Source organism: Streptomyces sp. NPDC047971 (genome assembly GCF_040653355.1).
Lineage (GTDB): Bacteria > Actinomycetota > Actinomycetes > Streptomycetales > Streptomycetaceae > Streptomyces.
Genome location: NZ_JBEZNW010000020.1, coordinates 44,615 through 70,280, shown reverse-complemented (window position 1 = coordinate 70,280; position 25,666 = coordinate 44,615). Strand labels below are relative to the sequence as shown.

General features: G+C 72.0%; 21 protein-coding genes. 13 read left to right on the top strand and 8 right to left on the bottom strand.

Going from position 1 to position 25,666, the window contains the following annotated elements:
• Window positions 1–21 precede the first annotated feature (21 nt).
• The 4 genes from AB0D99_RS20180 to AB0D99_RS20165 all read right to left on the bottom strand — a co-directional run bounded on the left by AB0D99_RS20180 (window position 22) and on the right by AB0D99_RS20165 (window position 4,637).
• Entirely contained in the window at window positions 22–669 is a 648-nt protein-coding gene (locus AB0D99_RS20180; protein ID WP_362363561.1) for a DUF4126 domain-containing protein, read from the bottom strand.
• 306 nt (window positions 670–975) lie between these two features.
• Entirely contained in the window at window positions 976–1,584 is a 609-nt protein-coding gene (locus AB0D99_RS20175) for a TetR/AcrR family transcriptional regulator (protein WP_362363558.1), read from the bottom strand.
• A gap of 43 nt (window positions 1,585–1,627) precedes the next feature.
• Entirely contained in the window at window positions 1,628–3,715 is a 2,088-nt protein-coding gene (locus AB0D99_RS20170; protein WP_362363555.1) for a YhgE/Pip domain-containing protein, read from the bottom strand.
• Window positions 3,687–4,637 (bottom strand): ATP-binding cassette domain-containing protein, encoded by a 951-nt coding sequence (locus tag AB0D99_RS20165; RefSeq protein WP_362363552.1) that lies wholly within the window; start codon window positions 4,635–4,637, stop codon window positions 3,687–3,689. Before AB0D99_RS20165 ends, AB0D99_RS20170 begins: the two co-directional genes overlap by 29 nt.
• Before the next feature lie 168 nt (window positions 4,638–4,805).
• Between AB0D99_RS20165 and AB0D99_RS20160 the strand changes: the two genes are divergently transcribed.
• The 3 genes from AB0D99_RS20160 to AB0D99_RS20150 all read left to right on the top strand — a co-directional run bounded on the left by AB0D99_RS20160 (window position 4,806) and on the right by AB0D99_RS20150 (window position 6,910).
• Window positions 4,806–5,336: an SAV_6107 family HEPN domain-containing protein gene (locus AB0D99_RS20160; RefSeq protein WP_362363549.1), complete on the top strand. Its 531-nt coding sequence runs from the start codon at window positions 4,806–4,808 to the stop codon at window positions 5,334–5,336.
• A gap of 77 nt (window positions 5,337–5,413) precedes the next feature.
• A complete protein-coding gene (locus AB0D99_RS20155; RefSeq protein ID WP_362363546.1) occupies window positions 5,414–6,202 on the top strand; it encodes a methyltransferase in 789 nt (262 codons plus the stop codon).
• A gap of 303 nt (window positions 6,203–6,505) precedes the next feature.
• Window positions 6,506–6,910 (top strand): DUF3040 domain-containing protein, encoded by a 405-nt coding sequence (locus AB0D99_RS20150; RefSeq protein WP_362363543.1) that lies wholly within the window; start codon window positions 6,506–6,508, stop codon window positions 6,908–6,910.
• A 312-nt stretch (window positions 6,911–7,222) separates the two neighbouring features.
• Here AB0D99_RS20150 and AB0D99_RS20145 read toward each other — a convergent pair whose 3' ends face one another.
• From AB0D99_RS20145 to AB0D99_RS20130, 4 genes are all read right to left on the bottom strand, one after another.
• Window positions 7,223–9,628 carry a DUF3488 and transglutaminase-like domain-containing protein gene (locus AB0D99_RS20145; RefSeq protein ID WP_362363540.1) on the bottom strand — a complete coding sequence of 802 codons (2,406 nt, stop codon included), beginning with the start codon at window positions 9,626–9,628 and terminating at the stop codon, window positions 7,223–7,225.
• The gene (locus tag AB0D99_RS20140; protein ID WP_362363537.1) at window positions 9,625–10,998 is read right to left on the bottom strand and encodes a DUF58 domain-containing protein; all 1,374 of its coding nucleotides are present in this window, start codon (window positions 10,996–10,998) and stop codon (window positions 9,625–9,627) included. Before AB0D99_RS20140 ends, AB0D99_RS20145 begins: the two co-directional genes overlap by 4 nt.
• Entirely contained in the window at window positions 10,998–12,014 is a 1,017-nt protein-coding gene (locus AB0D99_RS20135) for a MoxR family ATPase (protein ID WP_362363533.1), read from the bottom strand. The genes AB0D99_RS20140 and AB0D99_RS20135 overlap by 1 nt, the downstream gene beginning before the upstream one ends.
• A 160-nt stretch (window positions 12,015–12,174) precedes the next feature.
• The gene (locus AB0D99_RS20130; protein ID WP_362363530.1) at window positions 12,175–12,714 is read right to left on the bottom strand and encodes a carbonic anhydrase; all 540 of its coding nucleotides are present in this window, start codon (window positions 12,712–12,714) and stop codon (window positions 12,175–12,177) included.
• A 312-nt stretch (window positions 12,715–13,026) separates the two neighbouring features.
• Between AB0D99_RS20130 and rsmH the strand changes: the two genes are divergently transcribed.
• The 10 genes from rsmH (at window position 13,027) to AB0D99_RS20080 (ending at window position 25,659) form a co-directional block, all read left to right on the top strand.
• Window positions 13,027–13,986, top strand: coding sequence for a 16S rRNA (cytosine(1402)-N(4))-methyltransferase RsmH (gene rsmH / locus AB0D99_RS20125; protein ID WP_362363527.1), 960 nt, complete (start codon window positions 13,027–13,029; stop codon window positions 13,984–13,986).
• Window positions 13,987–14,149: 163 nt separating this feature from the next.
• Entirely contained in the window at window positions 14,150–14,695 is a 546-nt protein-coding gene (locus AB0D99_RS20120) for a hypothetical protein (RefSeq protein WP_362363524.1), read from the top strand.
• Window positions 14,696–14,700: 5 nt separating this feature from the next.
• Window positions 14,701–16,689 carry a penicillin-binding protein 2 gene (locus AB0D99_RS20115; protein ID WP_362363734.1) on the top strand — a complete coding sequence of 663 codons (1,989 nt, stop codon included), beginning with the start codon at window positions 14,701–14,703 and terminating at the stop codon, window positions 16,687–16,689.
• Window positions 16,690–16,705: 16 nt separating this feature from the next.
• Window positions 16,706–18,388, top strand: coding sequence for a UDP-N-acetylmuramoyl-L-alanyl-D-glutamate--2,6-diaminopimelate ligase (locus AB0D99_RS20110; RefSeq protein ID WP_362363521.1), 1,683 nt, complete (start codon window positions 16,706–16,708; stop codon window positions 18,386–18,388).
• Window positions 18,389–18,392: 4 nt separating this feature from the next.
• Window positions 18,393–19,817 (top strand): UDP-N-acetylmuramoyl-tripeptide--D-alanyl-D-alanine ligase, encoded by a 1,425-nt coding sequence (gene murF / locus AB0D99_RS20105; RefSeq protein ID WP_362363518.1) that lies wholly within the window; start codon window positions 18,393–18,395, stop codon window positions 19,815–19,817.
• Entirely contained in the window at window positions 19,814–20,884 is a 1,071-nt protein-coding gene (gene mraY / locus AB0D99_RS20100) for a phospho-N-acetylmuramoyl-pentapeptide-transferase (RefSeq protein ID WP_189802264.1), read from the top strand. The genes murF and mraY overlap by 4 nt, the downstream gene beginning before the upstream one ends.
• Window positions 20,866–22,293 (top strand): UDP-N-acetylmuramoyl-L-alanine--D-glutamate ligase, encoded by a 1,428-nt coding sequence (gene murD / locus AB0D99_RS20095; protein WP_362363514.1) that lies wholly within the window; start codon window positions 20,866–20,868, stop codon window positions 22,291–22,293. Before mraY ends, murD begins: the two co-directional genes overlap by 19 nt.
• 55 nt (window positions 22,294–22,348) lie before the next feature.
• Entirely contained in the window at window positions 22,349–23,686 is a 1,338-nt protein-coding gene (gene ftsW, locus AB0D99_RS20090; protein WP_362363511.1) for a putative lipid II flippase FtsW, read from the top strand.
• A gap of 6 nt (window positions 23,687–23,692) precedes the next feature.
• A complete protein-coding gene (gene murG, locus AB0D99_RS20085; protein WP_362363508.1) occupies window positions 23,693–24,787 on the top strand; it encodes an undecaprenyldiphospho-muramoylpentapeptide beta-N-acetylglucosaminyltransferase in 1,095 nt (364 codons plus the stop codon).
• 71 nt (window positions 24,788–24,858) lie between these two features.
• On the top strand, window positions 24,859–25,659 hold the full coding sequence (locus tag AB0D99_RS20080; RefSeq protein ID WP_362363505.1) for an FtsQ-type POTRA domain-containing protein: 801 nt from the start codon (window positions 24,859–24,861) through the stop codon (window positions 25,657–25,659).
• Window positions 25,660–25,666 lie beyond the last annotated feature (7 nt).

Below are 25,666 nucleotides of genomic sequence, written 5' to 3'. Positions count from 1 at the left end.
GGCGTCCGCCGGGCGGCAGGGTCAGAAGTGCTCCGACCCGTCGCCGGACGGTGCCCGCGCCCGGGTTCCGGCCTCCACGGCCGCCAGCCGCTTCTCCTCCCGCCGCTGTGCCCTGCGGCGCAGGAAGCGGCGGATGCGCTGGGCGAGGAAGACCAGTATCGCCAGGCCCGACACGAGGAGCACGGCCGCGATGATCGCCGCCGCCTCCGGATTGAATATCGCGAAGGTGATGATCCCGGCGACCCCGAGGTCCTCGGCCATGCTGACGCCGATGTTGGTGAACGGCTCCGGCGAGGTGTTGATCGCCATCCGTGTCCCGGCCTTGACGAAGTGGCTCAGCAGAGCCGTCGAGCCGCCGACCGCGGCCGCCGCGAGCTCGGGCAGCGAACCGGACTCCCCGGCGAGCAGCGCGGCCACGACGGCGCCGGCGATCGGCCGGATGACCGTGTGGAAGGAGTCCCAGACGGAGTCGACGTAGGGGATCTTGTCCGCCACCGCCTCGCACAGGAACAACACCCCCGCCACGATCAGGACATCGGTGCGCTGCAGCGACGCGGGCACCTCGTCGCTGAGGCCGGTCGCGCCGAAGACGCCGAGGAGCAGGACCACCGCGTACGCGTTGATCCCGCTCGCCCAGCCGCTGGTGAAGACGAGGGGGAGTACGGACACGCCCGCGATCGTATCCAGGTCTGAGTACCCGTACCTAGGTGTCGAGATGAGTAGGCAAGCGGATGGGTTCCGACCCCCGCGGACGGAAGAGTGGTGGCAACGGAAGGGGCACGGCTCCGGACCGCCGACACGGGGCGGCGGAACGGGGCCGTGCGCCTGCCGGCACGGGGGTGCACGGGGGTACGGGGGTACCACGGGGGAAGCACCACGGGGGAAGCACGGGGGTGCGGAAACGCCGGACGGCGAGGCTCGGGGGGATCGAGCCTCGCCGTCCGGCGTTTCTCCCGGTGGTGGTCCGGCCGAAGGTCAGCAGCCGCCCACGCGTCCGTGCAGCAGCCGCGACAGCGCGCTGTGCACATCGTCGATCGAGCGCTCGCGCTGGAAGGCCTGCCAGTCGAGGGCGGCCACCAGCACCATCCCGACCAGCGCGGCCGCGGAGAGCGGAATGTCGATCTCCTCGCTCAGCTCGCCGTTCTCGACACCCTCGCGCAGCACGCCCTCCACCACGGCGACCGCCTGCTGACGGACGACCAGGAGGGTGGAGTTCCAGGCCCGGTTGGTGCGCCACAGCTCTGCCACGTACAGCTGGGTGAAGGCCGGATAGCGGTCGATGAAGACCAGACCCGCCCGGATCATCGCGTCCAGCGCGTCGACGCGGCTCCCGCCCCGTTCCGTCGTCTCCTCGGCCGCCGTCCTCAGGGAGGCGGTGAGCAGGGCGACTCCGTGCCGCAGCAGCTCTTCGAAGAGCTCGGTCTTGCTCTTGAAGTTGTAATAGACCGTGCCCTTGGCGACACCCGCGCGCTCGGCGATCTCGTCCACGGTCGTCGCCGAGAAGCCCTGCTCGGCGATGAGCGTGACGGCGGCCTCGTAGAGCTTCGCGCGCGTCGCCTGGCGTCTGGTGCTGCTGCTGTCCATGGGCTCGATTCTCACAGGTCTCGCGGGTCTCGCAGGGCGGGTGTCACAAGGACAGATCGGGGTGGAGCCGGTCCAGTGTCCACACCTGCTTGCGCCGGGCGGAGACCGCGGTCAGCGCCAGCGCGCCCACCGTGAACGCCGTCAGTACCGCGACCGCCTGCCATACCGGTCCGATCCCGCCGCCCGAGATCAGCCGGCGCAGCGACTCGACCACGTAACTCATCGGCAGGAAGGGATGGATCGCGTTGAAGAAGCCCGGACTCGTCTGCACGGGGTAGGTGCCGCCCGCCGACGTGAGCTGGAGCATCAGCACCGCCAGCACCAGGATGCGGCCCGCCGCGCCGAAGCGGGCGTTGAGCCACTGGATGATCGCCGCGAAGCAGCAGGTCACCAGCGCGAGGAAGCCGACGGTCCCGGCCGCCCTGGCCATCTGGAGACCGAGGCCCCAGTGCAGCACGGACATCAGCGCGGCGACCTGGAGCAGCCCGATGGCCGCGACCGGCAGCCAGCCGGCCAGGGCGATCCGCCAGGCGGAGGCGCCGGCGGCGAGGGCACGCCGGTTCAGCGGTTGGATCAGCATGTACGCCACCATCGCGCCGACCCAGAGGGAGAGCGGGATGAAGTACGGGGCGAAGCCGGTGCCGTAGTTGGGCGCCTTGTGGAGGGACTGGGAGGCGAGCTCGACCGGGTCGGCCATGACCTCCGTACGCCGGTCGCGCTGCTGCTTGTCGTAGTCGGGGATCTTGTTCACCCCGTCGTGGAGACCGGTGGCCAGCTCCCCGGAGCCGTCGGCCAGCTTGAACAGGCCGCCGTCCAGGTCCCCGGCGCCCTTCTTGAGCTTGCCGACGCCCGTGTCGAGGTTCGTGGAACCCGTCTTGGCGCTGGTGAGGCCGGTGTGCAGCTCGTCGGCGCCCGTGGCGACCTTGCGGGCGCCCTCGTTCAGCTTGTTGATCTTCTTGACGGCGCCTTCGAGGTCCTCGCCGAGGTGCGGCGCGGCCTTGGCCAGGTCCTCCGCCTGCTTCTGCAGGGTGGCGAGGCGGCCGTCGAGCTTCTTCAGATCGCCGTCGCTGTCCTTGGTCAGCTCGTGCAGATCGTCGGCGATCTTCGCCACGTCGTCGGCCGAGACCTTGGCCTCCTTGAGGACCTTGCAGGCCCTGGCGTCGGGCAGCGGGTTGTCCACGCACTCCTTCTTGTGGAACGCCTCCAGGTTGTCGTCGGCCAGGTGGGCGGCGGTCCGGGCGATCGGGGCGCGCCGGACCACGTCCTCCAGGTCGTGACGCACGGCCGCGGTCGAGTCGGCGACCAGCCTGGCGGTGTCGCCGATCGTCTTGCCGTTGTTCTTCAGGTACGGGCGGACCTGGGCGGCCCTTCCGTTGACCTTGTCGGCCAGCGCCTGGGTGCCGTTCGCGACCTGCCGTGAACCGGTCTCCAGGTCACCCGCGCCCTTGTCGAGCTTCCGCAGGCCGGTGGCGAGGTCGCCGCTGCCCTTCTTGGCGTCCTTCAGGCCGTCGGCCAGGCTCTTCGAGCCCTTCTTCGCCTTGTCCACGCCCTCCTTGAGGTCACCGGCGCCCTTGGCGGCCTCGGCGGTCGCGTCGTGGATGTCGGAGAAGGAGATGAAGATCTTGTCCAGGAAGGTGCGCGAGGACTTGGTGGAGGCGGCGGTGCGGACCTCGGAGAAGACCGTCCGGGATATCTGTCCGACGATGTAGTTGTTCGCGTCGTTGGTGCGGACCCGGAGCGCACCGGTCTCGGGGGCGTCGCCCGAGCTGGAGGCGATCCGCGTGCTGAGGTCGCTCGGCATGGTCAGCGAGAGGTAGTACGTCCCGTCCTCCACGCCCTCGCGGGCCTCGGCGTCGCTCACCTCGTGCCACTGGAAGACCTTGCTGTCCAGCAGGCCCTTCGTGATGTCGTCGCCGGCGTTGATCCTCTTGCCGTCGGCGGTGGCGCCCTTGTCCTCGTTGACCAGGGCGACGGGTATCCGGTCGAGCCTGCTGTACGGGTCCCAGAAGGACCACAGGTACAGCGCGCCGTACAGCAGCGGCAGCAGCAGGATCGCGACGAGCGCGGCCCGCGGCAGCTTCCCCCTGCCGAACCGCTTCAGCTCAAGCGCGGCCAGTTTCGGCGAGCGCATCGGCTGCCCCCTCCTCGATGGTGTCGTCCTCGGTGGTCGTGTCGTCCCGGCCCGCGGACGGCTCGTCGTCGGCGTTCCCGGGCTCGCGCGGTTCGTCCGCGGGCGCCTTCTCGGGCTCGCTCCGCTCGGCGTCGGCGTCGGCGTCGTCCTCGGCCTCGTCGGCGTCCTCGACGTCCTCGGCGTCCGCGGTTTCGCTCGGCTGGTCGTCGGCCGTGCGCGGCACCGTGGTGATCTTCAGGGCGTCCTCGGGAGCCTCACTGCAGACGGCGAGCACGGTGGTGCCGGCGTCGGCGAGGGAGCGCAGCAGGGACCATGCCTCGGCCCGGTCGGCGTCGGAGAGCTTCAGGTCGGTGTCGTCGAGCGCGAGCAGCCGGGGCCGGCCGATCAGCGCCAGGGCGATCGACAGGCGCAGGGCCTCCAGTCGCTCCAGATCCCGTACGGAGGTCCGCTCGCCCTTGGGCAGGGTGTCCAGGTCGAGCCCGGACGCCTCCAGGGCCGCGTCGATCCGTGCCCTGGTGGCGGCCGCCCGCTCGCCGGGCGGCCGGAGCAGGGCGCGCACCGCGCCGTCGTAGCGGCGCTGGAGCAGGGCGCGCTCGCGCAGGTGCTCGGCGACGGTCAACGCCGGGTCGAGGTCGCTGACCCCGGGGACCGGGCCGAGCGCGCTGATCCGGCGCACGGCGGCCATCTTGCGGGGCAGACGGAGTCCGGCGACCTCGGCGTGGCCCTCCTGGGGCTTCATCCGGCCGGTCAGTGCCAGCAGCAGACAGGTACGGCCCGAGCCGGACGGTCCCTCGATCGCGACGAGCGAGCCCGGCTCGGCCCGGAATCCGACCCCGCGGAACACCCAGCCGCGCGGCCCTTTCAGCCCGAATCCGTCCGCGACGACGGCGGCGCCCTGCGGCTCCTCCGGCTTCGCTTCCACCGGTCCACCCCCAAGTTCCCCAGTTTTTGAACTGACCAGTCAGTTCAAAAACTTACCCCCGAGGCGGCGATCCAGGCAAAGGCGCAGGTCAGGGCCGATTGTCAGTGGTGCCCTTCACGATGGACACATACGGACACAGAGCCGTCACACGACGACAGGAGGCTCGTCATGACCAGCTCCTCCGCAGCAGCCGCACCGCGGCGCCGCGCCGCCGGCCGCCCTGCCCCCGCACTGTCCGGACCGCCGTCCGACGTCCACCCCGTACTGCGCCGCTCCACCGCGCCGCCCGCCGCGCTCGACCTGCTCGCCCAGGCCCGCGCGGGCCTGGACGAGGCCGTCGGACACGACGTGCCCAACGAGCGGTACGCCACCGCCCACCTCGCCGCGCTGCGTACCGCCGCGGCCGTGCTCGCCGCCCGTGGCCGCCCCGAGACCAACCCGCGCAAGCGCGCGCGGATCAGGAGCGCCTGGGAAGTGCTCCCCGAGATAGCGCCCGAGCTGACCGAGTGGAGCGCCCTGTTCGCGTCCGGGGCGCCCCGCCGGGCCCGGGCGGAGGCGGGCATACCCGGTGCGGCGACGCGTCGGGACGCCGACGACCTGATCCGGGACGCCGCCATGTTCCTGCGCCTCGTCGAACGGCTCCTCGTCCTTCAGCCCGTGCTGCCCCGTCAGACCGGCGCGGAGGAGGCCACGGGGTAGCCGCATGTGAGCGGGGGAGTACGCCCGAGGCCATAGGGTGGAGGCGTTCGTGCACCGTCACCGAGGAGTCAACAGCCGTGTCGGACCCTTCCCCCGTCTCCGGTCGAGAGGCGTCGTCGCGCCCGTCGCGCGCCTCCCTTCGTACGGCCGTCGTCTGGGACGTCCTCAAGGACGCCCTCGACCGCCGGGTCAAGGCCACCGGGCAGGACGGCCTCGACGTCCTCGACACGGGCGGCGGCTCCGGGAACTTCGCGGTGCCGGTGGCCCGCCTCGGCCACCGCGTCACCGTCGTCGACCCCAGCCCGAACGCGCTGTTCGCGCTGGAGCGACGGGCCGCCGAGGCCGGCGTGGCCGACCGGGTGACCGGGGTCCAGGGCGACATCCGCGGCCTGTTCGACGTCGTCGGGCGGGAGGCGTACGACGTGGTCCTCTGCCACGGAGTCCTGGAGTACGTGGACGACCCGGCCGAGGGTGTGCGGAACGCGGTGGCGGCGCTCCGGTCGGGAGGCGCGCTCAGCCTGCTCGCCGCGGGCGTCGGCGGCGCGGTCCTGGCCCGGGCGCTCGCCGGGCACTTCACCGAGGCCCGCACCGCCCTGAGCGACCCGTCCGGGCGCTGGGGCGACGGCGACCCGGTGCCCCGTCGCTTCACCGCGGACCAGCTCGGCGAGCTGGCCGGCGGGGCCGGTCTGGACGTCGGCGCGGTGCACGGCGTCCGGGTCTTCGCCGACCTCGTCCCCGGCGCGCTGGTCGACACCGAGCCGGGCGCCGCGGAGGCTCTGCTCAAGCTGGAGGCCGCCGCCGCGGAGCTGCCGTCCTTCCACGCCATCGCCACCCAGTTGCACCTCCTGGGCGAGAAGCGCGACTGACACCCGCCCGGAAGCCCGCCCGGGGCCACGCCCCGGGCCGGCCGCACCGTGCTGATCAGCGACGCAACCGCACATGGAGTACGCCACAGGAACCCCGAACGGGGAGTTCGCCCCGTATGATCGGGGGACACCATCCGGCATGACAGGCCAGGCGCTGGGGAATCAACGCCTCAGCATCCGAACCGCATGGCGGCCCGGATTGGCGATTTGGCGTTGAGGGCGGGTTTCACGGGGGCGATTCCCTGCCTATCCTGAAAGGGCCGCATCCCGGTCGCCCCCGCGACCGACGACTAGGAGGACTCCGTGCCGCTCTCGGAGCACGAGCAGCGAATGCTCGAGCAGATGGAGCGAGCGCTGTACGCCGAAGATCCCAAGTTCGCGACAGCGCTCGAGGGAAGCGGACTGCGTACGTACACCCGGCGACGGGTTTACCAGGCAGTCGCCGGCTTCCTGGTGGGTATCGCGCTCCTCATGGCTGGAATGGTCGCTCAGCAGTGGTGGATCAGCGTGGTGGGTTTCCTCGTCATGCTGGGCTGCGCGGTGATGGCCGTTACAGGCTGGCGCAAGGCACCCAAGCCGGGTGAGCAGCAGGCGACGGGCGGATCGGCGGCCGGTGGCCGTCAGACCCGGCAGCGCCGCTCGATGATGAACCGGATCGAGGAACGGTGGCAGCGCCGCCGGGACGAACAGCAGGGCGGCGGTCACTGACGCGCCCCTGAGGGCGAAGCCCTCCATACGACCCCAGCCCCGCGGGGCCGCGCTCAGGCGCGGCCCGGCGGGGCTTCGTCGTTCCGCACGCGGCCGTTGAGACGAGCGGTGCTCCCGGGTCGCGGCGCCCTCGCGGATCGCCCTCGCAGTGCCCCGGGCCGTGGTGCCCCCGCGGGCACCGTACCCACGGATCGCGCCCATCCCCTGGCCCGAACTGCGTCCCGGGACCTCCGGCCCCGAGGCACGCACACGCCCCCGAGCCGCGGTGGCCGGCAGGGCTCCTCCCGCTGAGGAGCGGAGCCCTGCCGGGGATCAGCGCTCGGCCCGGCGCACGGCGAGCGTCAGGCGGGTCGTCAGGGCGCGGGCGCGGGTCGACCAGGACGTGGTCGTGCTCGACCAGCGTGCCGACGCCGCCCACACCACCCGGACGGCCGAGCGCGGGGCCAGCAGTGCGCGCAGGCGCGTCCTGCGGGGCGCCACCGACGCGAAGCCCGACCTGACCAGGGCGACCTCCTCCACGAGACCCGTCGCCGGACGGGGCTGCGGCGCGTACAGGACCTGTTCGACCGCACGGGCCACCCGGTGCACCGCGTTCGCCGGCTCGCCCTCCAGCGAACCCAGGCGGACGATCCGGGCCGCCGTCTTGCGCGGCGTCTGCGAGCCGTCCGGCGCGACCCCGTGGTCCCAGGCCGTGTCACGGACCTCCCGCCAGGCCGCCAGCGTCCTCGCCGCCGCGTCCTCGGACGTGCGGCCCGAGGACCCGAGCCGCCGGGCCCGTACCCGGGTACGCCACAGCCAGGGCGACAGCGGCAGCAACAGCACCACCGCCACGCCCAGGGAGATCAGAGCCACCTTCAGCGGATCCACCCCACCGCCGTCGGACGACGTGGCGCCCGCCGCCGCGTCCGGCCCGCACTCGCCGAGCCGGCGAAGATCCGGCGGGCAGCTCTCCGAGGTGCTCGGAGCAGCGGACGGCATCGCCGAGGCGCTGGTCTCCGGCTGCGCCGACTGCGTCGGCGTCCCCGACGGCGACTGCTGCCGCGTGTAGTCGGGCGTCGAACCCCGCGTCGGCGTCGGCTCGAAGCGGATCCAGCCCGTGCCCTCGAAGTACAGCTCCGGCCAGGCGTGGGCGTCCCGGATGCCGACCGACATGGTGCCGTCGGACTGGGCACTGCCCGGCATGAAGCCGACCGCCACCCGGGCCGGGATGCCCAGGGTGCGGGCCATCGCCGCCATCGAGAACGAGAAGTGCACGCAGAAGCCCTCCCGCCGCTTGAGGAAGCGGGAGATCGCCTCGACACCCGTGCCCGACTCGACCTCGACGTCGTAGCGGAAACCGCCGTCCGTCGCGAACCAGTCCTGGAGCTTCACGGCCCGTTCGTAGTCGTTCCGGGCGCCCCTGGTGACCTGGAGCGCCGTCGACTTCACGTCGAGGGGCAGCGAGGACGGCACCCGGGTGTACTCGGTGAGGAGCTTGGGCGGTGCGGGCTGCGCCGCCGCCAGCTGCGCGGCCGTCGGCCGCACGTCCAGACTCGTCACCGTGTAGCGGACGCCACGCGTGTTCTGCTTGTCGTCGCCGACGATCATCCGCCCGGCCGGCTCGTACCGCCAGCGGCCGTCGATGTCGACCCTGGCCGCCGGATACGGCATCGGCAGCCACTTCTGCTCGTACGACGACGAGGCCACGAAGTTGCCCGTCACCTCGGTCGTACGGACCTGCTCGCCCAGCCCTTCGGGCCGCGGCAGCCGTTCGGGCACGTCCCCGATCGGGCGGACCGAGGACTTCCAGGAGGTCCCGTCGAACTGGTCCAGCGCCACCAGCCGCAGATACATCCCGCTGGTCTCGGCCGCGTTCGTCCGGTACCGCAGCACCTCGCGGTCCTCGGGCTGCCGCAGATTGTCCTGGAGCGAGACCAGCGGGTTCACGGCCGAGATCGTGCCGCCCTTGCCGCCCTCACCCGATCCGTCGCCCGAGCCGCCCAGAAGACCGCCGGAGAGCGTGGGCAGAGCGGCCGGCACGACCAGCGCGATCCCCATGGCCACCACGCCGATCCGGCGTCCGGTCCGCACCGGCGCGAGCGCCCGCCCGCCCCCGGCCCCGCCGTCGGGCCCGGGACGCGGCGCTCCGCCGAAGACCCGACCCCACTGCGAGAGCCGGTCACGGCTCTCCGCCAGGAGCAGCAGGAGATAGCCGGTGGCGGCGAGCACGAACCAGAGCCAGCTCGCGCCGCCGTCGGAGAGACCCGCGGCCACCGAGTACAGCGCGAGGAGCGGCAGACCGGCCGGAGCCGCGCTGCGGAAGGTCACCGCGATCGTGTCCACCAGGAGGCCGATCACCAGCACGCCGCCGACCACCATGAGCCTGATGCCCTCGGTGTCGGGCGCCGGGATCGCGTACGTGCCGACGTCGTCGGCGCCCGCACCGAAGAGCGCGGCGAACTCCGCGAGGGCCCCCGGCCCCGGCAGGAAGCCCAGCAGCGCCTGCTCCCGGGCGAAGACGAGGGTCAGCGCCAGCAGGCTCGTCAGGGCCTGTGCCGCGATGGTCAGGGGCCGGGCCAGCGGTACCCGCCGGGTCAGCACGCCGACCCCGCTCTGCAGTGCCAGCAGGATCGCCGCCGTGAAGATCCACGTCGCCGGTTTCACCAGCGGAAGAAGCGCGCCCGCCGCCATCAGCGTGGCGGCGAAGGAGCCCAGTGTCAGCCGCCCGCGGCCGCTCATGACCAACCTCCGTACGTGTCACCCGCGGCGGACTCCGCACGCGCTCCGCCGGCCTGCTGCCACAACTCGGCGAGCCGTGCGCCCGGGCGCACGGCCAGAGCCGTCCAGCCGGCCTCCCGCAACTGCCGCAGCCGCTCGTCGATCGCGCCGGTCACCGCGCCGCCGGTCAGCCAGGTGCCGCTGTCCAGGACGAAGGCCACCGCGGCACCGCTGCGCTGCCGCATCCTGGCCGCCAACGCCGCCTGCTCCTCGTCGATGTCGCCGACGAACGCGATCAGGAGCCCTTCGTTCCCGCCGCGCAGGACGTCGTACGCGCGCGAGAGTCCCGCTCCGTCGGAGTGGTCCACGACGGCGAGGGTGTCCATCATCAGCCCGGCCGCCTCGGCCGAGTCCTGCGTCGCGCCGGCGAAACCCTCGGAGCCCTCGCCGGGCACCGAGGTGCCCGTGTCGGTGAGGAGCCGTACCGCATAGCCCCGCTCCAGCATGTGCACCAGGGCGGAGGCGGCGCCCGAGACCGCCCACTCGAAGGCCGAGTCGGGGCCGGCGCCCTGGAACGCGAGCCTGCGGGTGTCGAGCAGGACCGTGCAGCGGGCCCGCTGCGGCTGCTCCTCGCGGCGGACCATCAACTCGCCGTGGCGCGCGGTGGACCGCCAGTGGACCCGGCGCAGATCGTCGCCGTGGCGGTAGGTACGCGGGATCACGTCGTCGTCGCCGGCCAGCGCCAGCGAGCGCTGCCGTCCGTCGCCGTACCCCGCCGCCTCGCCGGCCAGCTTCACCGCCGGCAGCGGCTCGGTCCTGGGGACCACCGTGAGCGTGTCGTAGGCGCTGAAGGAGCGGGTCAGCTCGCACATGCCGAAGGGGTCGTTCAGCCGCAGCTGGAGCGGGCCCAGCGGGAAGCGGCCGCGCAGATCCGACCGGACCCGGTACGACACCTCGCGACGGCCGCCCGCCTCGACCCGGTCCAGCACGAACCGGGGCCGCGGCCCGAGCATGTACGGGACGTGGTCCTGGAGCATCAGCAGCCCGGTGGGCAGCCGGGAGACGTTGTCCATCCGCAGATGGACCCGGGCCTCGGAGCCCACCGGGACCCGGTGCGGGGAGAGCCGGCGGCTGCCGGCCACCCGGTACCGGGTGCGGTAGAGCACCCCGGCAGCGATCAGCGGCAGGACGGCGAGCAGCAGGCCCACACGCAGCAGATCGCCCTGGCCGAGGACGAAGGCGCAGATCGCGGCGGCGACCCCGGCGGCGAGGAAGGACCGGCCACGCGTGGTGAGCCCGGAGAGGGCGGACCGCAGTCCGCCCTTGTCGCCCCCCGCGGGGACGCCCCGGTCGTCACCCCGCTGCCCCTCCGGCGCGGCAGCGGTCGCCATCACCGCTGCCGAACGCCGGGCTGCTGGCCGTAGTGCGGTCCGGCGGGCGGCGCCGCGACCGGGACGGGCGTGCGCTGCAGGATGTCCAGGACGACCTGCTCGGAGGTCCGCCGGTTCAGCTGGGCCTGCGCCGTCGGCAGCAGCCGGTGGGCGAGGACGGGGACGGCCAGCGCCTGGAGGTCGTCGGGCAGGACGTACTCGCGGCCGCTGAGCGCGGCGGACGCCCTGGCGGCGCGCAGCAGGTGGAGCGTGGCACGCGGCGAGGCGCCGAGCCGTAGATCCGCGTGGTTACGGGTCGCGGCGACGATGTCCACCGCGTACCGGCGCACGGCGTCGGCGACATGGACGCCGCGCACCGCCTCGATCAGCTTCACGATGTCGTGGGCGTGCGCGACGGGCTGCAGATCGTCGAGCGGGTTGACCGCCCCGTGGATGTCGAGCATCTGGAACTCGGCCTCGGCGCTCGGGTAGCCGATCGAGACGCGCGCCATGAAGCGGTCGCGCTGCGCCTCGGGGAGCGGGTACGTGCCCTCCATCTCCACCGGGTTCTGCGTGGCCACCACCATGAACGGGCTCGGCAGCTCGTACGTCTGCCCGTCGACCGTGACCTGCCGCTCCTCCATGGACTCCAGGAGGGCGGACTGGGTCTTCGGCGAGGCGCGGTTGATCTCGTCGCCGATCACGATCTGGGCGAAGATCGCGCCCGGCTTGAACTCGAAGTCCCGCCGCTGCTGGTCGAAGATCGACACGCCGGTGATGTCCGACGGCAGCAGGTCGGGCGTGAACTGGATACGGCGCACCGAACAGTCGATGGACCGCGCCAGCGTCTTGGCCAGCATCGTCTTGCCGACGCCGGGGACATCCTCGATCAGAAGATGTCCCTCGGCGAGCAGCACGGTCAGCGAAAGCCGTACGACCTCAGGCTTGCCCTCGATCACACCCTCCACCGACCTGCGGACGCGCTCCGCTGTGGTGGTCAGATCTGTGAGGCTCGCTCGATCGTCATAGGTCGTCACCCGGCCCTCCTCGGCCCCTACGAAAAACACCGACACCTGCCCCCGCGGTTCGTTCGGGGGGTGTCACCCGAGCATTCTTGTTGCCTCTGCCGGGTTGTGTCACTCGACTGTGGACAAGTGCAGGCGATATGCCGGGGTTTGCCGTCTTGTGCCCCGTGAATCAGGAGGGGTCGATCTCGCGCAGCAGGCCCGTGGTCACGTCGAAGACGAAACCGCGGACGTCGTCGGTGTGCAGCAGGAACGGCGAGGTCCGCACGCGCTGCATCGACTGCCGGACGTCCTGCTCGACGTCGCGGAAGGCCTCCACCGCCCAGGCCGGACGCTGGCCGACCTCCATCTCCAGCTCGTGCCGGAAGTCCTCGGTGAGCGACTCCAGGCCACAGCCCGTGTGGTGGATGAGCACCACGCTGCGGGTCTTCAGGGCCCGCTGGCTGATCGTGAGCGAGCGGATCACGTCGTCGGTGACCACGCCGCCCGCGTTGCGGATGGTGTGGCAGTCGCCGAGTTCCAGGCCGAGCGCGGCATGCAGGTCGAGGCGGGCGTCCATGCAGGCCACCACGGCCACCTTCAGGACCGGCTTGGCGTCCATGCCGGGATCGGTGAAGCGGGACGCGTAGCGCTCGTTGGCCTCGACGAGGCGATCGGTGACGGTTCCGTCGGCGAGTATCACGTCGGAGGAGGGGTGCGCTGAGGTCGACATGTCTACGACGTTAGTGGTCACGAGGCGTCGGGACCCGGCGTGAGGGCGGACAAAGAACGTCAATGAGCCTTGTTGTGAGCTAACCCACAGGCATGAGGGGACCGGGCCCATTCGAGTGAGCGGTCGGGAATGCCCGACTCCTCTCGACGGCCCGTACGACGCGCCAGCCGGTTGATTGACCGCTGGGTCCAGTGGACTAAAGTGACGCGAAGTTCACGGAGACAATGAGCGATTTCCGCAGTTTCTCCCCGCGAGTGCGGCGGATGCGTAGCGGCCGCGCCGAATCTGAGTCGAATTCCGAGAGGGCGCAATGTGAGCAACGACCGACACGTCCCGGTGATGCTCCAGCGGTGCCTGGACATGTTGGCCCCGGCCCTTGAGCGCCCCGGTGCGGTGGTCGTCGACTGCACCCTCGGCCTCGGCGGCCACAGCGAGGCGCTGCTCCGCCGCTTCCCCGAGGCGCGGCTCATCGCCCTCGACCGGGACAAGGAGGCGCTGCGGCTCTCCGGCGAGCGGCTCGCCCCCTTCGGCGAGCGCGCCACGCTCGTCCACGCGGTCTACGACGAGCTGCCCGAGGTCCTCGACCGGCTCGGCACCCCGAAGGTGGACGGCGTCCTCTTCGACCTGGGCGTCTCGTCCATGCAGCTCGACGAGGCGGACCGGGGCTTCGCGTACGCGCAGGACGCCCCGCTCGACATGCGCATGGACCAGACGACCGGGATCAGCGCGGCGGAGGTCCTCAACACCTACCCGGCCGGCGAACTCGTCCGCATCCTCCGCGCGTACGGGGAGGAGAAGCAGGCCAAGCGGATCGTCTCCGCGATCGTGCGCGAGCGCGAGAAGGAGCCCTTCACCAACAGCGCCCGCCTCGTCGAGCTGATCCGCGACTCCCTGCCGCAGGCGGCCAAGCGCACCGGCGGCAACCCCGCCAAGCGCACCTTCCAGGCCCTGCGCATCGAGGTCAACGGCGAGCTCACCGTCCTGGAGCGGGCCATCCCGGCGGCGGTCAAGGCGATCGCGGTGGGCGGCCGGATCGCGGTCCTGTCGTACCACTCGCTGGAGGACCGGCTCGTGAAGCAGGTCTTCGCGGCCGGCGCGGCGAACACCGCCCCGCCCGGCCTGCCGGTCGTCCCCGAGCAGTACCAGCCCCGTCTGAAGCTGCTCACCCGTGGCGCCGAACTGCCCACGGAGGAGGAGATCGCCGAGAACCGCCGGGCGGCCCCCGCCCGCCTCCGCGGAGCGCAGCGCATCCGGGAGGACGAGAAGCCGTGAGCACACGCCCCACCGCCCGCCTGCGCGAAGCGCCGTGCGCCGTCCCTCCCCACCGCGCGGGCACCGGGCCGCGGACGGCGATGTCCGCACCTCCGTGGCGCACGGCCACGGACGGGGGCGCCGCCCGGGCGGAAGCCCCCGGGAAGAACGAGAGCGCAGGGGCATGACGACGAAGGAGCCGCTCAAAGGGCGGGCGGCGCGGCTGGGGAAGCTCATGCCCTCGGGGCCGAGCACCGCCGCCCGTACCCCGTTCGTCCTCCTCGTCGTGGTCCTCCTCGGCGGGGGGCTCATCACCCTGCTGCTGCTGAACTCCGCCCTCAACCAGGGCTCCTTCAAGCTGCGCGACCTCAAGAACCGGACCACGGAACTCACCGACGAGGAGCAGGCGCTCCAGCGGGACGTGGACGACCGCTCCGCGCCCGACGCGCTGGAGCGCCGGGCCCGGGAGCTCGGCATGGTCCCCGGCGGCAGCCCCGCCTTCCTCTCCCCGGACGGCAAGGTCCTCGGCGAGCCCTCCAAGGCGGCCGCGCCCGAGCCGACCCGCACCCCGGCCGCGCCGCGGACCGCGCCCCCGGCCGCCACGGGAGCCCCGGCCGGTCAGCCGCCCGCGACTCCCGGAAAGACCGCGACCCCGGGAACCACCGCGACCCCCGGAAAGACCGAGACGCCGCGGACGACCCCGCCCGCCCCGACGAACTCCGGCAGGTGACCTCAGTGCCCCCCAAGGAGCCCCCGCGCCGCCGGGTGCCCGGCCCCGCCCGGCCCGCACGCACCCGGCACCCCGAGGGCAGGCAGGCACGCCCCGCCCCGCGCCCGGCCGCCCGCTCGGGCCCGGCGCGCAGGCCCGCCCCGAGGCCACCGGCGAGACCGCGCACCATCCGGCTCGGCAGCCCCAAGCCCCGGCTGCGGCTGGTCTCCCTCGGGCTGACCCTCGTGATGCTGGCCTTCGTCGTCCGCCTGCTCCAGGTGCAGGCCGTCGACGCCGGCACGCTGGCAGCCAAGGCCGAGGCGCACCGCTACCAGGAGTACACGCTCTCCGCGGACCGCGGTGAGATCACCGACCGCTCCGGCATCGCCCTGGCCGCCAGCGTCGACGCGTACGACATCATCGCCGACCCGCTCCTCTTCACCCCCGAGGAGAGCAAGGTCCAGGACGCCCCCGAGCAGGCCGCCGCACTCCTCGCGCCGCTCCTGGGCAAGCAGCCCGCGGACCTCGCCAAGAAGCTCCGCACACCCAAGTCGCGCTACACCCTGCTCGCCCGCAAGCAGACCCCGCAGGTCTGGAACCAGATCAAGGACCTCAAGAAGGTCTACGCGAAGAAGTCCGCGCGCTCCGAGGGCGGCAACGGCGTCAATCTCCTCGCGGGCATCGTCAGCGAGCCCAGCACCAAGCGCGTGTACCCCAACGGGGAGCTCGCCGCCGGGATACTGGGGTACGTCAACGCCGAGGGCCGCGGCGCCGGCGGCCTGGAGTCGATGCTCGACAAGGAGCTCGCGGGCCAGGACGGCAAGATCAGGTTCGCCGAGTCCGGGGGACGCCAGGTGCCGACCGCCGGCTCCCGCGGCACCCCGGCCGTACCGGGCTCCGACATCGAGCTGACCATCGACCGGGACATCCAGTGGGCCGCCCAGCGGGCCATCACCGAGCAGGTGAAGAAGTCCAAGGCGGACCGCGGCTACGTCATAGTGCAGAACACGAGGACCGGTGAGGTGCTGGCCATGGCCAACGCTCCCGGCTTCGACCCCAACGACCTGTCCGCGGCCAACTCCGCCGCGATGGGCAACGCCGCCCTCCAGGACGCCTACGAGCCGGGCTCCACCAGCAAGGTCATGTCCATGGCCGCCGTCCTGGAAGAGGGCGTCGCCACCCCCGACACCCATGTCGTCGTGCCCAACCGGCTGCACCGCGGGGACCGGCTCTTCAAGGACGACATCGACCACCCCACCTGGTACCTGACGCTCAACGGCGTCCTCGCCAAGTCGAGCAACATCGGCACCATCCTCGCCACCGGCCAGCTCGGGAAGACCCAGGCCGAGTCCAACCGGGTCCTCCACGACTACCTGCGCAAGTTCGGCATCGGCCGCCCCACCGGGCTCGGCTACCCCGGCGAGACCCCCGGCATCCTCGCCAGGCCGGGGGACTGGTCGACCTCGCAGCAGTACACGATCCCGTTCGGCCAGGGCCTGTCGATCAACGCCATGCAGGCCGCCTCGGTCTACTCGACCATCGCCAACGGAGGCGTACGGATCGAGCCGACGCTCGTCCGCGGCACCAGGGGGCCCGACGGCCGGTTCACCCCGGGGCCCGCCCCGGAGCAGACCCGCGTCGTGAGCGAGAAGACCGCCAAGACCCTCGCCCGGATGATGGAGTCCGTGGTCGGTGACGAGGAGGGCACCGGCACCAAGGCCCGCATCCCCGGCTACCGCGTCGCCGGCAAGACCGGAACCGCCAACCGCGTCGACCCCGAACTCGGCCGCTACAAGGGGTACACCGCCTCCTTCGCCGGCTTCGCCCCCGCGGACGACCCGCAGATCACGGTCTACTGCGCCATCCAGAACCCCACCAAGGGCAACTACTTCGGCGGCCAGATCTGCGGCCCCATCTACAAGAAGGTCATGGAGTTCGCCCTCAAGACCCTCCACGTGGCTCCGACGGGCAGCGCGCCCGCCCGTCTGCCCGTGACGTTCAAGGACAGCGAGTGACACCCCGGGAGCACCAGTGACCACGATCACCCCCGATTCCGGGAACCGGAAATCGAACTCCGGCGAGGCCCGGGCCTCTTTTGGCCCCCCGGCGGGTGGGCCCGGTACGCTCACCGCCGTGCCACACGCTGATCAGTACCGAACCACCCCGCCCCGCCCGGAGCAGGCCCGCCCGACACCCCTGGGCGACCTTGCCGCCCGGCTCGGTGTCGAGACGCCCGCCGGAACGGACACCGCCGTCACGGGCATCACCCACGACTCACGGGCCGTACGCCCCGGGGACATCTACGCCGCCCTGCCGGGCGCCCGGCTGCACGGCGCCGACTTCGCCGACCAGGCCGCCGGGCTCGGAGCCGCGGCGATCCTCACGGACCCGTCCGGCGCCGACCGCGCCGCCGCGACCGGCCTGCCGGTCCTGGTCGTCGCGAACCCGCGCGGACGCATGGGCGAGCTCGCCGCCGAGATCTACGGCCGACCGGGCACGGACCTGCTCCAGATCGGCATCACCGGCACCTCCGGCAAGACCACCACGGCGTACCTGGTCGAGGGCGGGCTGCGCGCCGCCCGGCGACAGACCGGCCTCATCGGCACGGTCGAGATGCGGATCGGCGACGAGCGCATCAAGTCGGAACGGACGACCCCGGAAGCCACCGACCTCCAGGCGCTGTTCGCGGTCATGCGCGAGCGCGGTGTCGAGGCGGTCGCCATGGAGGTCTCCAGCCACGCCCTCGTGCTCGGCCGGGTCGACGGCTGCGTCTTCGACGTCGCCGTCTTCAACAACCTCAGCCCCGAGCACATGGAGTTCCACTCCGACATGGAGGACTACTTCGGGGCCAAGGCGCGGCTGTTCACGCCCGAACGCAGCAAACGCGGCGTCGTGAACCTCGACGACACCTACGGCCGCAGGCTCACCAAGGAGGCGTCCGTACCGGTCGTCACCTTCTCTGCCGAGGGCGACCCCGACGCCGACTGGCGCGCCGAGGACGTCACGCTGGGCGCGGTCGGCTCGACCTTCACCGTCATCGGCCCGCAGGGCGAGCGGATCGCCGCCACGGCGCCGCTGCCCGGCCCGTTCAACGTCGCCAACACGCTCGCCGCGATCGTCACCCTCGCCGTCGCGGGCATCGACCCGCAGACCGCCGCCGACGGCGTCGCCGCCGTGCCCGGTGTCCCCGGCCGCCTGGAGCGCGTCGACGCCGGCCAGCCGTACCTCGCGGTCGTCGACTACGCCCACAAGACGGACGCCGTCGAATCGGTCCTGCGCTCGCTGCGCAAGGTCACCGAGGGCAAGCTGCACATCGTTCTCGGGTGTGGCGGTGACCGGGACACCACCAAGCGCGGACCGATGGGCGCCGCCGCGGCGCGCCTCGCCGACACCGCCGTACTGACCTCCGACAACCCCCGGTCCGAGGACCCCCTCGCGATCCTCGCCACGATGCTCGCCGGTGCCGCCGAGGTGCCCGCCCACGAGCGCGGCGACGTCCTGGTCGACGCCGACCGGGCCGCCGCCATCGCCGCGGTCGTGGCCCGCGCCCGGCCCGGCGACACCGTGCTCGTCGCCGGCAAGGGCCACGAGCAGGGCCAGGACATCGCCGGAGTGGTCCGCCCCTTCGACGACCGTCTGGTCCTGCGCGAAGCGCTCCTGGCGCATCGTGCCGATCAGCCGGACGCAGCCAGCCACGAGAACAGTCAGGGATGAAGCAGTGATCGCCCTCTCCCTCGCCGAGATCGCCGCAATCGTCGGCGGGCAGTCGCACGACATACCGGATCCGGCCGTCCAGGTCACCGGGCCGGTCGTCATCGACTCCCGTGAGGTGAAGCCCGGCAGCCTGTTCGCCGCCTTCGCCGGCGAACAGGTCGACGGCCACGACTACGCGACGCGTGCCGTCGAGGCGGGCGCGGTGGCCGTGCTGGCCACCCGCCCCGTCGGCGTGCCCGCCGTCGTCGTGGACGACGTCCAGGCGGCGCTCGGCGCCCTCGCCCGGGCCGTCGTCGAACGCCTCGGCACCGATGTCGTCGCGCTCACCGGCTCCGCCGGCAAGACCTCCACCAAGGACCTGATCGCCCAGGTCCTGCAGCGCCACGCGCCCACCGTCTGGACGCCCGGCTCGCTCAACAACGAGATCGGGCTGCCGCTGACGGCACTGCGCGCGAGCGACGAGACCCAGCACCTGGTCCTGGAGATGGGTGCCCGCGGCATCGGTCACATCCGCTACCTCACCGGACTGACCCCGCCGCGCATCGGACTCGTCCTGAACGTCGGCACCGCCCACATCGGCGAGTTCGGCGGCCGCGAGCAGATCGCCCAGGCGAAGGGCGAACTCGTCGAGGCGCTCCCGCCGGCCGACAAGGGCGGCGTGGCGGTCCTCAACGCCGACGACCCGCTCGTCCGGGCCATGGCCGCCCGCACCCGGGCACGCGTGATCCTCTTCGGAGAAGCACGCGAATCCGACGTACGTGCCGAGAATGTCCGGCTCACAGAGAACGGACAGCCCTCTTTCAGTCTTCACACACCCACCGGGTGCAGTGACGTGACCTTGCGCCTGTACGGTGAGCACCACGTGTCGAACGCGCTCGCCGCGGCCGCCGTCGCCCATGAGCTGGGCATGGCCGCCGAGGAGATCGCCACCGCGCTCTCCGAGGCAGGCACCCTGTCGCGCTGGCGCATGGAGGTCACCGAGCGTCCGGACGGCGTGACGATCGTCAACGACGCCTACAACGCGAACCCCGAGTCCATGCGAGCCGCGCTGCGCGCGCTCGCGGCCATGGGCCGGGTCGCACAGGCCCAGGGGGGCCGCACGTGGGCGGTGCTCGGCAAGATGGCCGAGCTCGGAGACGCATCGCTCGCCGAGCACGACGCGGTCGGGCGGCTCGCCGTCCGACTCAACGTCAGCAAGCTCGTGGCGGTCGGGGACAGGGAAGCGTCCTGGTTGCAACTGGGCGCATATAACGAGGGTTCGTGGGGTGAGGAGTCGGTGCACGTGTCCGACGCGCAGGCGGCTGTCGACCTGTTGCGCAGAGAGCTGCGCCCGGGGGATGTCGTCCTTGTGAAGGCTTCCAGGTCTGTCGGTCTTGAGCAGGTCGCCCTGGCACTGCTCGACTCCGAGAGCGAGGTCACGGGCCGATGAGGCAGATCCTCTTCGCGGGCGCCATCGGGCTCTTCCTGACCCTGATCGGCACCCCGCTGCTCATCAAGCTCCTTGCCCGCAAGGGGTACGGACAGTTCATCCGCGACGACGGCCCGCGCGGCCACGCCGGCAAGAAGGGCACGCCCACCATGGGCGGCATCTCCTTCATCCTGGCCACGCTCATCGCGTACGCGCTCGCCAAGGTCATCACCGGTGAGGACCCCACGTACTCGGGTGTGCTGGTCCTCTTCCTGATGGCCGGCATGGGCCTCGTCGGCTTCCTCGACGACTACATCAAGATCGTCAAGCAGCGTTCGCTGGGTCTGCGCGCCAAGGCGAAGATGGCCGGCCAGCTGATCGTCGGCATCGCCTTCGCCGTGCTCTCCCTGCAGTTCGCGGACCTGCGCGGGCTCACCCCCGCCTCCACGAAGCTCTCCTTCATCACCGACTTCGGCTGGGCCATCGGGCCGGTGCTGTTCGTGGTCTGGGCGCTCTTCATGATCCTGGCCATGTCCAACGGCGTGAACCTGACGGACGGTCTGGACGGCCTCGCCACGGGCGCGTCGGTGATGGTCTTCGGCGCGTACACCTTCATCGGCCTGTGGCAGTTCCAGGAGTCCTGCGCCAACGCGGTCACGCTGACCAACCCCAACGCCTGCTTCGAGGTCCGCGACCCGCTCGACCTCGCGGTCGTCGCCTCCGCCCTCATGGGCGCCTGTTTCGGCTTCCTGTGGTGGAACACCTCGCCGGCCAAGATCTTCATGGGCGACACCGGCTCGCTGGCGCTCGGCGGCGCCCTCGCCGGCCTCGCCATCTGTTCCCGTACCGAGCTGCTGCTCGCGCTGCTCGGCGGACTCTTCGTGCTGATCACGATGTCCGTGGTCATCCAGGTCGGTTCGTTCAAGATGACGGGCAAGCGTGTCTTCCGGATGGCCCCGCTCCAGCACCACTTCGAGCTCAAGGGGTGGTCCGAGGTCCTCGTGGTGGTCCGGTTCTGGATCATCCAGGGCATGTGCGTGATCGTGGGTCTGGGCCTCTTCTACGCGGGATGGGCATCCGAAAAGTGAGCTGGAACGGCAAGAGGGTCACCGTCGCGGGCCTCGGGGTCTCCGGAATCCCGGCCGCCCGCGTCCTGCACGGCCTCGGCGCGGTCGTGACCGTCGTGAACGACGGCGACGACGAGCGCTCCCGGGCACAGGCCGCTGAGCTGGAGGCGGAGGGTATCACCGTCCGTCTCGGCGACGGCGCGACCCTGCCCGAGGGCACCGAGCTGGTCGTCACCACCCCGGGCTGGCGGCCCGACAAGCCGCTGTTCGCGGCCGCCGCGGAGGCGGGCGTGGAGGTCTGGGGCGACGTCGAGCTGGCCTGGCGGCTCCGTGGCCCGGACGCCGCCCCCTGGCTCGCCGTGACGGGCACCAACGGCAAGACCACGACCGTCCGGATGCTCGCCTCGATCCTGGAGGCCGCGGGCCTGCGGACCGCGGCCGTCGGGAACATCGGTGTCTCGCTCCTCGACGCCGTCCTCGGCGAGGAGACCTACGACGTGCTCGCCGTCGAACTCTCCAGCTACCAGCTGCACTGGGCGCCCTCGCTGCGCGCCCACTCGGCCGCGGTGCTCAACCTGGCGCCCGACCACCTCGACTGGCACGGCTCCATGGAGGCGTACGCCGCCGACAAGGGCCGCATCTACGAGGGCAACACCGTCGCCTGCGTCTACAACGTCGCCGACAAGGCCACCGAGGACCTGGTCCGGGAGGCCGACGTCGAGGAGGGCTGCCGCGCGATCGGCTTCACCCTCGGCACGCCCGGGCCGTCCCAGCTCGGAGTCGTCGAGGGCATCCTCGTCGACCGGGCCTTCGTGGAGAACCGGCAGAAGCAGGCCCAGGAACTGGCCGAGGTCGCGGACGTCAACCCGCCGGCCCCGCACAACGTCGCCAACGCGCTCGCCGCGGCGGCCCTGGCCCGCGCCTTCGGCGTCGAGCCGAGGGCCGTACGGGACGGACTGCGGGCCTTCCGGCCCGACCCGCACCGCATCGAGCTCGTCGAGGACGTCCAGGGCGTCGTCTACGTCGACGACTCCAAGGCGACCAACACCCACGCCGCAGAAGCCTCGTTGGCCGCCTACGACCCGATCGTCTGGATCGCCGGCGGCCTCGCCAAGGGGGCGACCTTCGACGAGCTGGTCGCGAAGTCCGCGGACCGGCTGCGCGGGGTCGTGCTGATCGGCGCCGACCGCGCCCTGATCCGCGAAGCCCTGGCGCGACACGCCCCCGAGGTACCGGTGGTCGACCTCGACCGGACCGACACTGGGGCGATGTCCGCGGCGGTCCAGGAGGCGGCCCGGCTCGCCCGGCCGGGCGACACGGTTCTGCTGGCCCCGGCCTGTGCCTCGATGGACATGTTCGCCAATTACAACAAGCGGGGCGAGGCGTTCGCGGACGCGGTCCGCACCCTTGCCGCCACCGGGCGCGTCTGACCTGACCAGCGAGAGGGTCCGGCAGCGCCGGGCACGACTGGAGGGGACAGCGACCATGCCGAGCAGAACCGCCGGGACTCGCCGGCCGTCCGCCGTACGCGGCGGGGGCCGGACCCCCACGCCGCCGCGCGCCTCGCGCGGCGGCGTACGGCGGATGCACGAGCGGGCCCGCCGCGCCTGGGACCGCCCGCTGACGGCGTACTACGTGATCCTCGGAGCCGCGCTGCTCATCACCACCCTCGGCCTGGTGATGGTCTACTCCGCCTCGATGATCACGGCGCTCCGGTACGACCTCGTGCCCTCGTACTTCTTCCGGAAGCAGTTCTTCGCCGCGGTCCTCGGCGCGGCACTGCTCCTGACGGCCTCCCGGATGCCCGTGAAGCTGCACCGGGCGCTGGCGTACCCGATCCTGGTCGGCGCCGTCTTCCTGATGGTGCTCGTCCAGATCCCGGGGATAGGGCGCGCGGTCGGGGGCAACCAGAACTGGATCTCCCTGGGCGGACCGTTCATGCTGCAGCCCAGCGAGTTCGGCAAGCTGGCCCTCATCCTGTGGGGCGCCGACCTGCTCGCCCGCAAACAGGACATGAAACTGCTGACGCAGTGGAAGCACATGCTCGTGCCCCTGGTCCCCGGCGCGTTCCTGCTGCTCGGGCTGATCATGCTCGGCGGCGACATGGGCACGGCCATCGTGCTCACCGCGATCCTCTTCGGACTGCTGTGGACGGCCGGCGCGCCCACCCGGCTCTTCGTCGGGGTGCTCACCGTGGCGGGGGCGATCGGCTTCCTCCTGATCAGGACCAGCGCCAACCGGATGAAGCGGTTCGCCTGCATCGGTGCCACCGATCCCGGGGGAGAGGGCGCCCCCTGCCTCCAGGCCGCGCACGGCATCTATGCTCTGGCCTCAGGCGGATGGTTCGGTTCCGGACTGGGCGCCAGTGTGGAAAAATGGGGCCAACTACCCGAAGCGCACACCGACTTCATCTTCGCCGTCACCGGGGAGGAACTGGGTCTGGCGGGGACGCTGTCGGTACTCGCCCTGTTCGCGGCTCTAGGCTATGCGGGTATCCGCGTGGCCGGACGCACGGAGGACCCCTTCGTGAGGTACGCCGCGGGAGGCGTGACCACCTGGATCACGGCGCAGGCCGTGATCAACATCGGTGCGGTGCTCGGTCTGCTGCCGATCGCCGGAGTCCCGCTCCCGCTGTTCTCCTACGGAGGGTCGGCCCTGCTGCCGACCATGTTCGCCGTCGGGCTCCTCATCGCCTTCGCGCGACAGGAACCCGCCGCGAAAGCGGCCCTGGCCATGCGGCGCCCCGGCTGGGGTAGGCGGGCCGGGGTGAGATGGAAGTCGATGCGACGGCGCGTCAAGAAGCGTCCGTCCGGAGAGCGGTGAATTTCGGTGCATGTCGTACTCGCCGGTGGGGGGACCGCCGGCCACATCGAGCCCGCGCTCGCCCTCGCGGACGCCCTGCGCAGGCAGGACCCGAGCGTGGGAATCACGGCGCTCGGCACGGAGAAGGGTCTGGAGACCCGGCTCGTGCCCGAGCGGGGCTACGAGCTGGCCCTGATCCCCGCGGTGCCGCTGCCGCGCAAGCCCACCCCTGAGCTGATCACGGTCCCCGGGCGGCTGCGCGGCACCATCAAGGCGGCCGAGCAGGTCCTGGAGCGTACCAAGGCCGACTGCGTCGTCGGCTTCGGCGGCTATGTGGCGCTGCCCGGCTATCTGGCGGCCAAGCGGCTCGGGGTGCCGATCGTGGTCCACGAGGCCAACGCCAGGCCCGGCCTGGCCAACAAGATCGGCTCGCGGTACGCGGCCGGGGTCGCCGTCGCCACCCCGGACTCCAAGCTCCGTAACGCCCGCTACATCGGCATCCCGCTGCGGCACACCATCGCCACCCTCGACCGGGCCCGGGTCCGCCCCGAGGCGCGCGCCGCCTTCGGTCTCGACCCCAACCTGCCGACGCTTCTGGTCTCCGGCGGCTCGCAGGGCGCACGCCGGCTCAACGAGGTCGTCCAGCAGATCGCGCCGGTGCTCCAGCGCTCCGGCATCCAGATCCTGCACGCGGTCGGTCCGAAGAACGAACTGCCGCGTGTCGACAACATGCCCGGGATGCCGCCGTACGTCCCGGTACCGTACGTGGACCGGATGGATCTCGCGTACGCCGCCGCCGACATGATGCTCTGCCGCGCGGGCGCGATGACCGTCGCCGAACTCTCCGCCGTCGGACTGCCCGCCGCCTACGTCCCGCTGCCGATCGGCAACGGCGAACAGCGGCTGAACGCCCAGCCGGTGGTCAAGGCGGGCGGCGGTCTGCTCGTCGACGACGCGGAGCTGTCGCCGCAGTGGGTGCAGGGCAACGTCCTGCCCGTACTCGCCGATCCGCACCGGTTGTACGAGATGTCCCGCGCCGCGGCCGAGTTCGGCCGCAGGGACGCCGACGACCTGCTCGTCGGCATGGTGTACGAGGCGATCGCCGCACGCCGCCAGGCGTAGCGGGCGGGGCGCAAGCGGAAGGGCGAGCGCCCCGACGGCGAGCCGAGCCGTAACGACGAAGGGGACGCCAGGTGGCTGGACCGACGACCGCCGAGAAGAACGGCACGAGCACGCCGAAGGGGTCGTCGGAACGGCCGTCCGGCACGGGCGCCCGGAGCAGTGGTTTCCGGGTGCCCGGCCCCCGCGTCCTGCTGATCGCCCTGGCCGCTCTCGTGATCGTGGCCGGCGGGATCTGGGCGCTCTACGGCTCCTCCTGGCTGCGCGTGGAGCGGGTGGACACCTCCGGCACCCGGGTTCTGACACCTCATGAAGTGGAATCGGCCGCCGCCGTACCGATCGGCTCCCCGCTGGTCTCCGTCGACATCGACGCGATCCAGGCACGGCTCATCCGGAAACTGCCCCGCATCGACACGGTCGAGGTCGTCCGGTCCTGGCCGCACGGAATCGGTCTGAAGGTGACGGAACGGCAGCCGGTTCTGCTGATGGAAAAGGACGGAAAGTTCACGGAAGTGGACTCCACCGGAACCCGTTTCGCGACCGTGGACAAAGCGCCCCCCGGCGTACCGAGACTCGTCCTCGACATCGCCTCCTCGGCGAGCCTGCGCCGCTTCGACGCGGACCGGCTCCTGCACGAGGCAGTGGGCGTGACGGGCGAACTCCCGGAAAAGATCGCCCGGGACACTCGTGTCGTCAAGGTCGTGTCGTACGACTCCATCACCCTGGAGCTCAGCGGCGGCCGCACGGTCCTCTGGGGCAGCGGCGAGGACGGCGCCGTGAAGGCACGCGTACTCATGGCGCTGATGAAAGCAACGCCCAAAGCGGGGCACTTCGATGTAAGCGCCCCGACGGCGCCCGCGGCGTCCGGGAGTTGACGTGCAT

Excerpts from the sequence above, each read along its gene's own strand:
- AB0D99_RS20120 (WP_362363524.1), top strand. The coding sequence starts at position 14,150 with ATGACGACGAAGGAGCCGCTCAAAGGGCGGGCGGCGCGGCTGGGGAAG.
- AB0D99_RS20130 (WP_362363530.1), bottom strand. The coding sequence starts at position 12,714 with ATGTCGACCTCAGCGCACCCCTCCTCCGACGTGATACTCGCCGACGGA.
- AB0D99_RS20170 (WP_362363555.1), bottom strand. The coding sequence starts at position 3,715 with ATGCGCTCGCCGAAACTGGCCGCGCTTGAGCTGAAGCGGTTCGGCAGG.
- AB0D99_RS20145 (WP_362363540.1), bottom strand. The coding sequence starts at position 9,628 with ATGAGCGGCCGCGGGCGGCTGACACTGGGCTCCTTCGCCGCCACGCTG.
- AB0D99_RS20175 (WP_362363558.1), bottom strand. The coding sequence starts at position 1,584 with ATGGACAGCAGCAGCACCAGACGCCAGGCGACGCGCGCGAAGCTCTAC.
- AB0D99_RS20160 (WP_362363549.1), top strand. The coding sequence starts at position 4,806 with ATGACCAGCTCCTCCGCAGCAGCCGCACCGCGGCGCCGCGCCGCCGGC.
- ftsW (WP_362363511.1), top strand. The coding sequence starts at position 22,349 with ATGCCGAGCAGAACCGCCGGGACTCGCCGGCCGTCCGCCGTACGCGGC.
- mraY (WP_189802264.1), top strand. The coding sequence starts at position 19,814 with ATGAGGCAGATCCTCTTCGCGGGCGCCATCGGGCTCTTCCTGACCCTG.
- AB0D99_RS20140 (WP_362363537.1), bottom strand. The coding sequence starts at position 10,998 with ATGGCGACCGCTGCCGCGCCGGAGGGGCAGCGGGGTGACGACCGGGGC.
- murD (WP_362363514.1), top strand. The coding sequence starts at position 20,866 with ATGGGCATCCGAAAAGTGAGCTGGAACGGCAAGAGGGTCACCGTCGCG.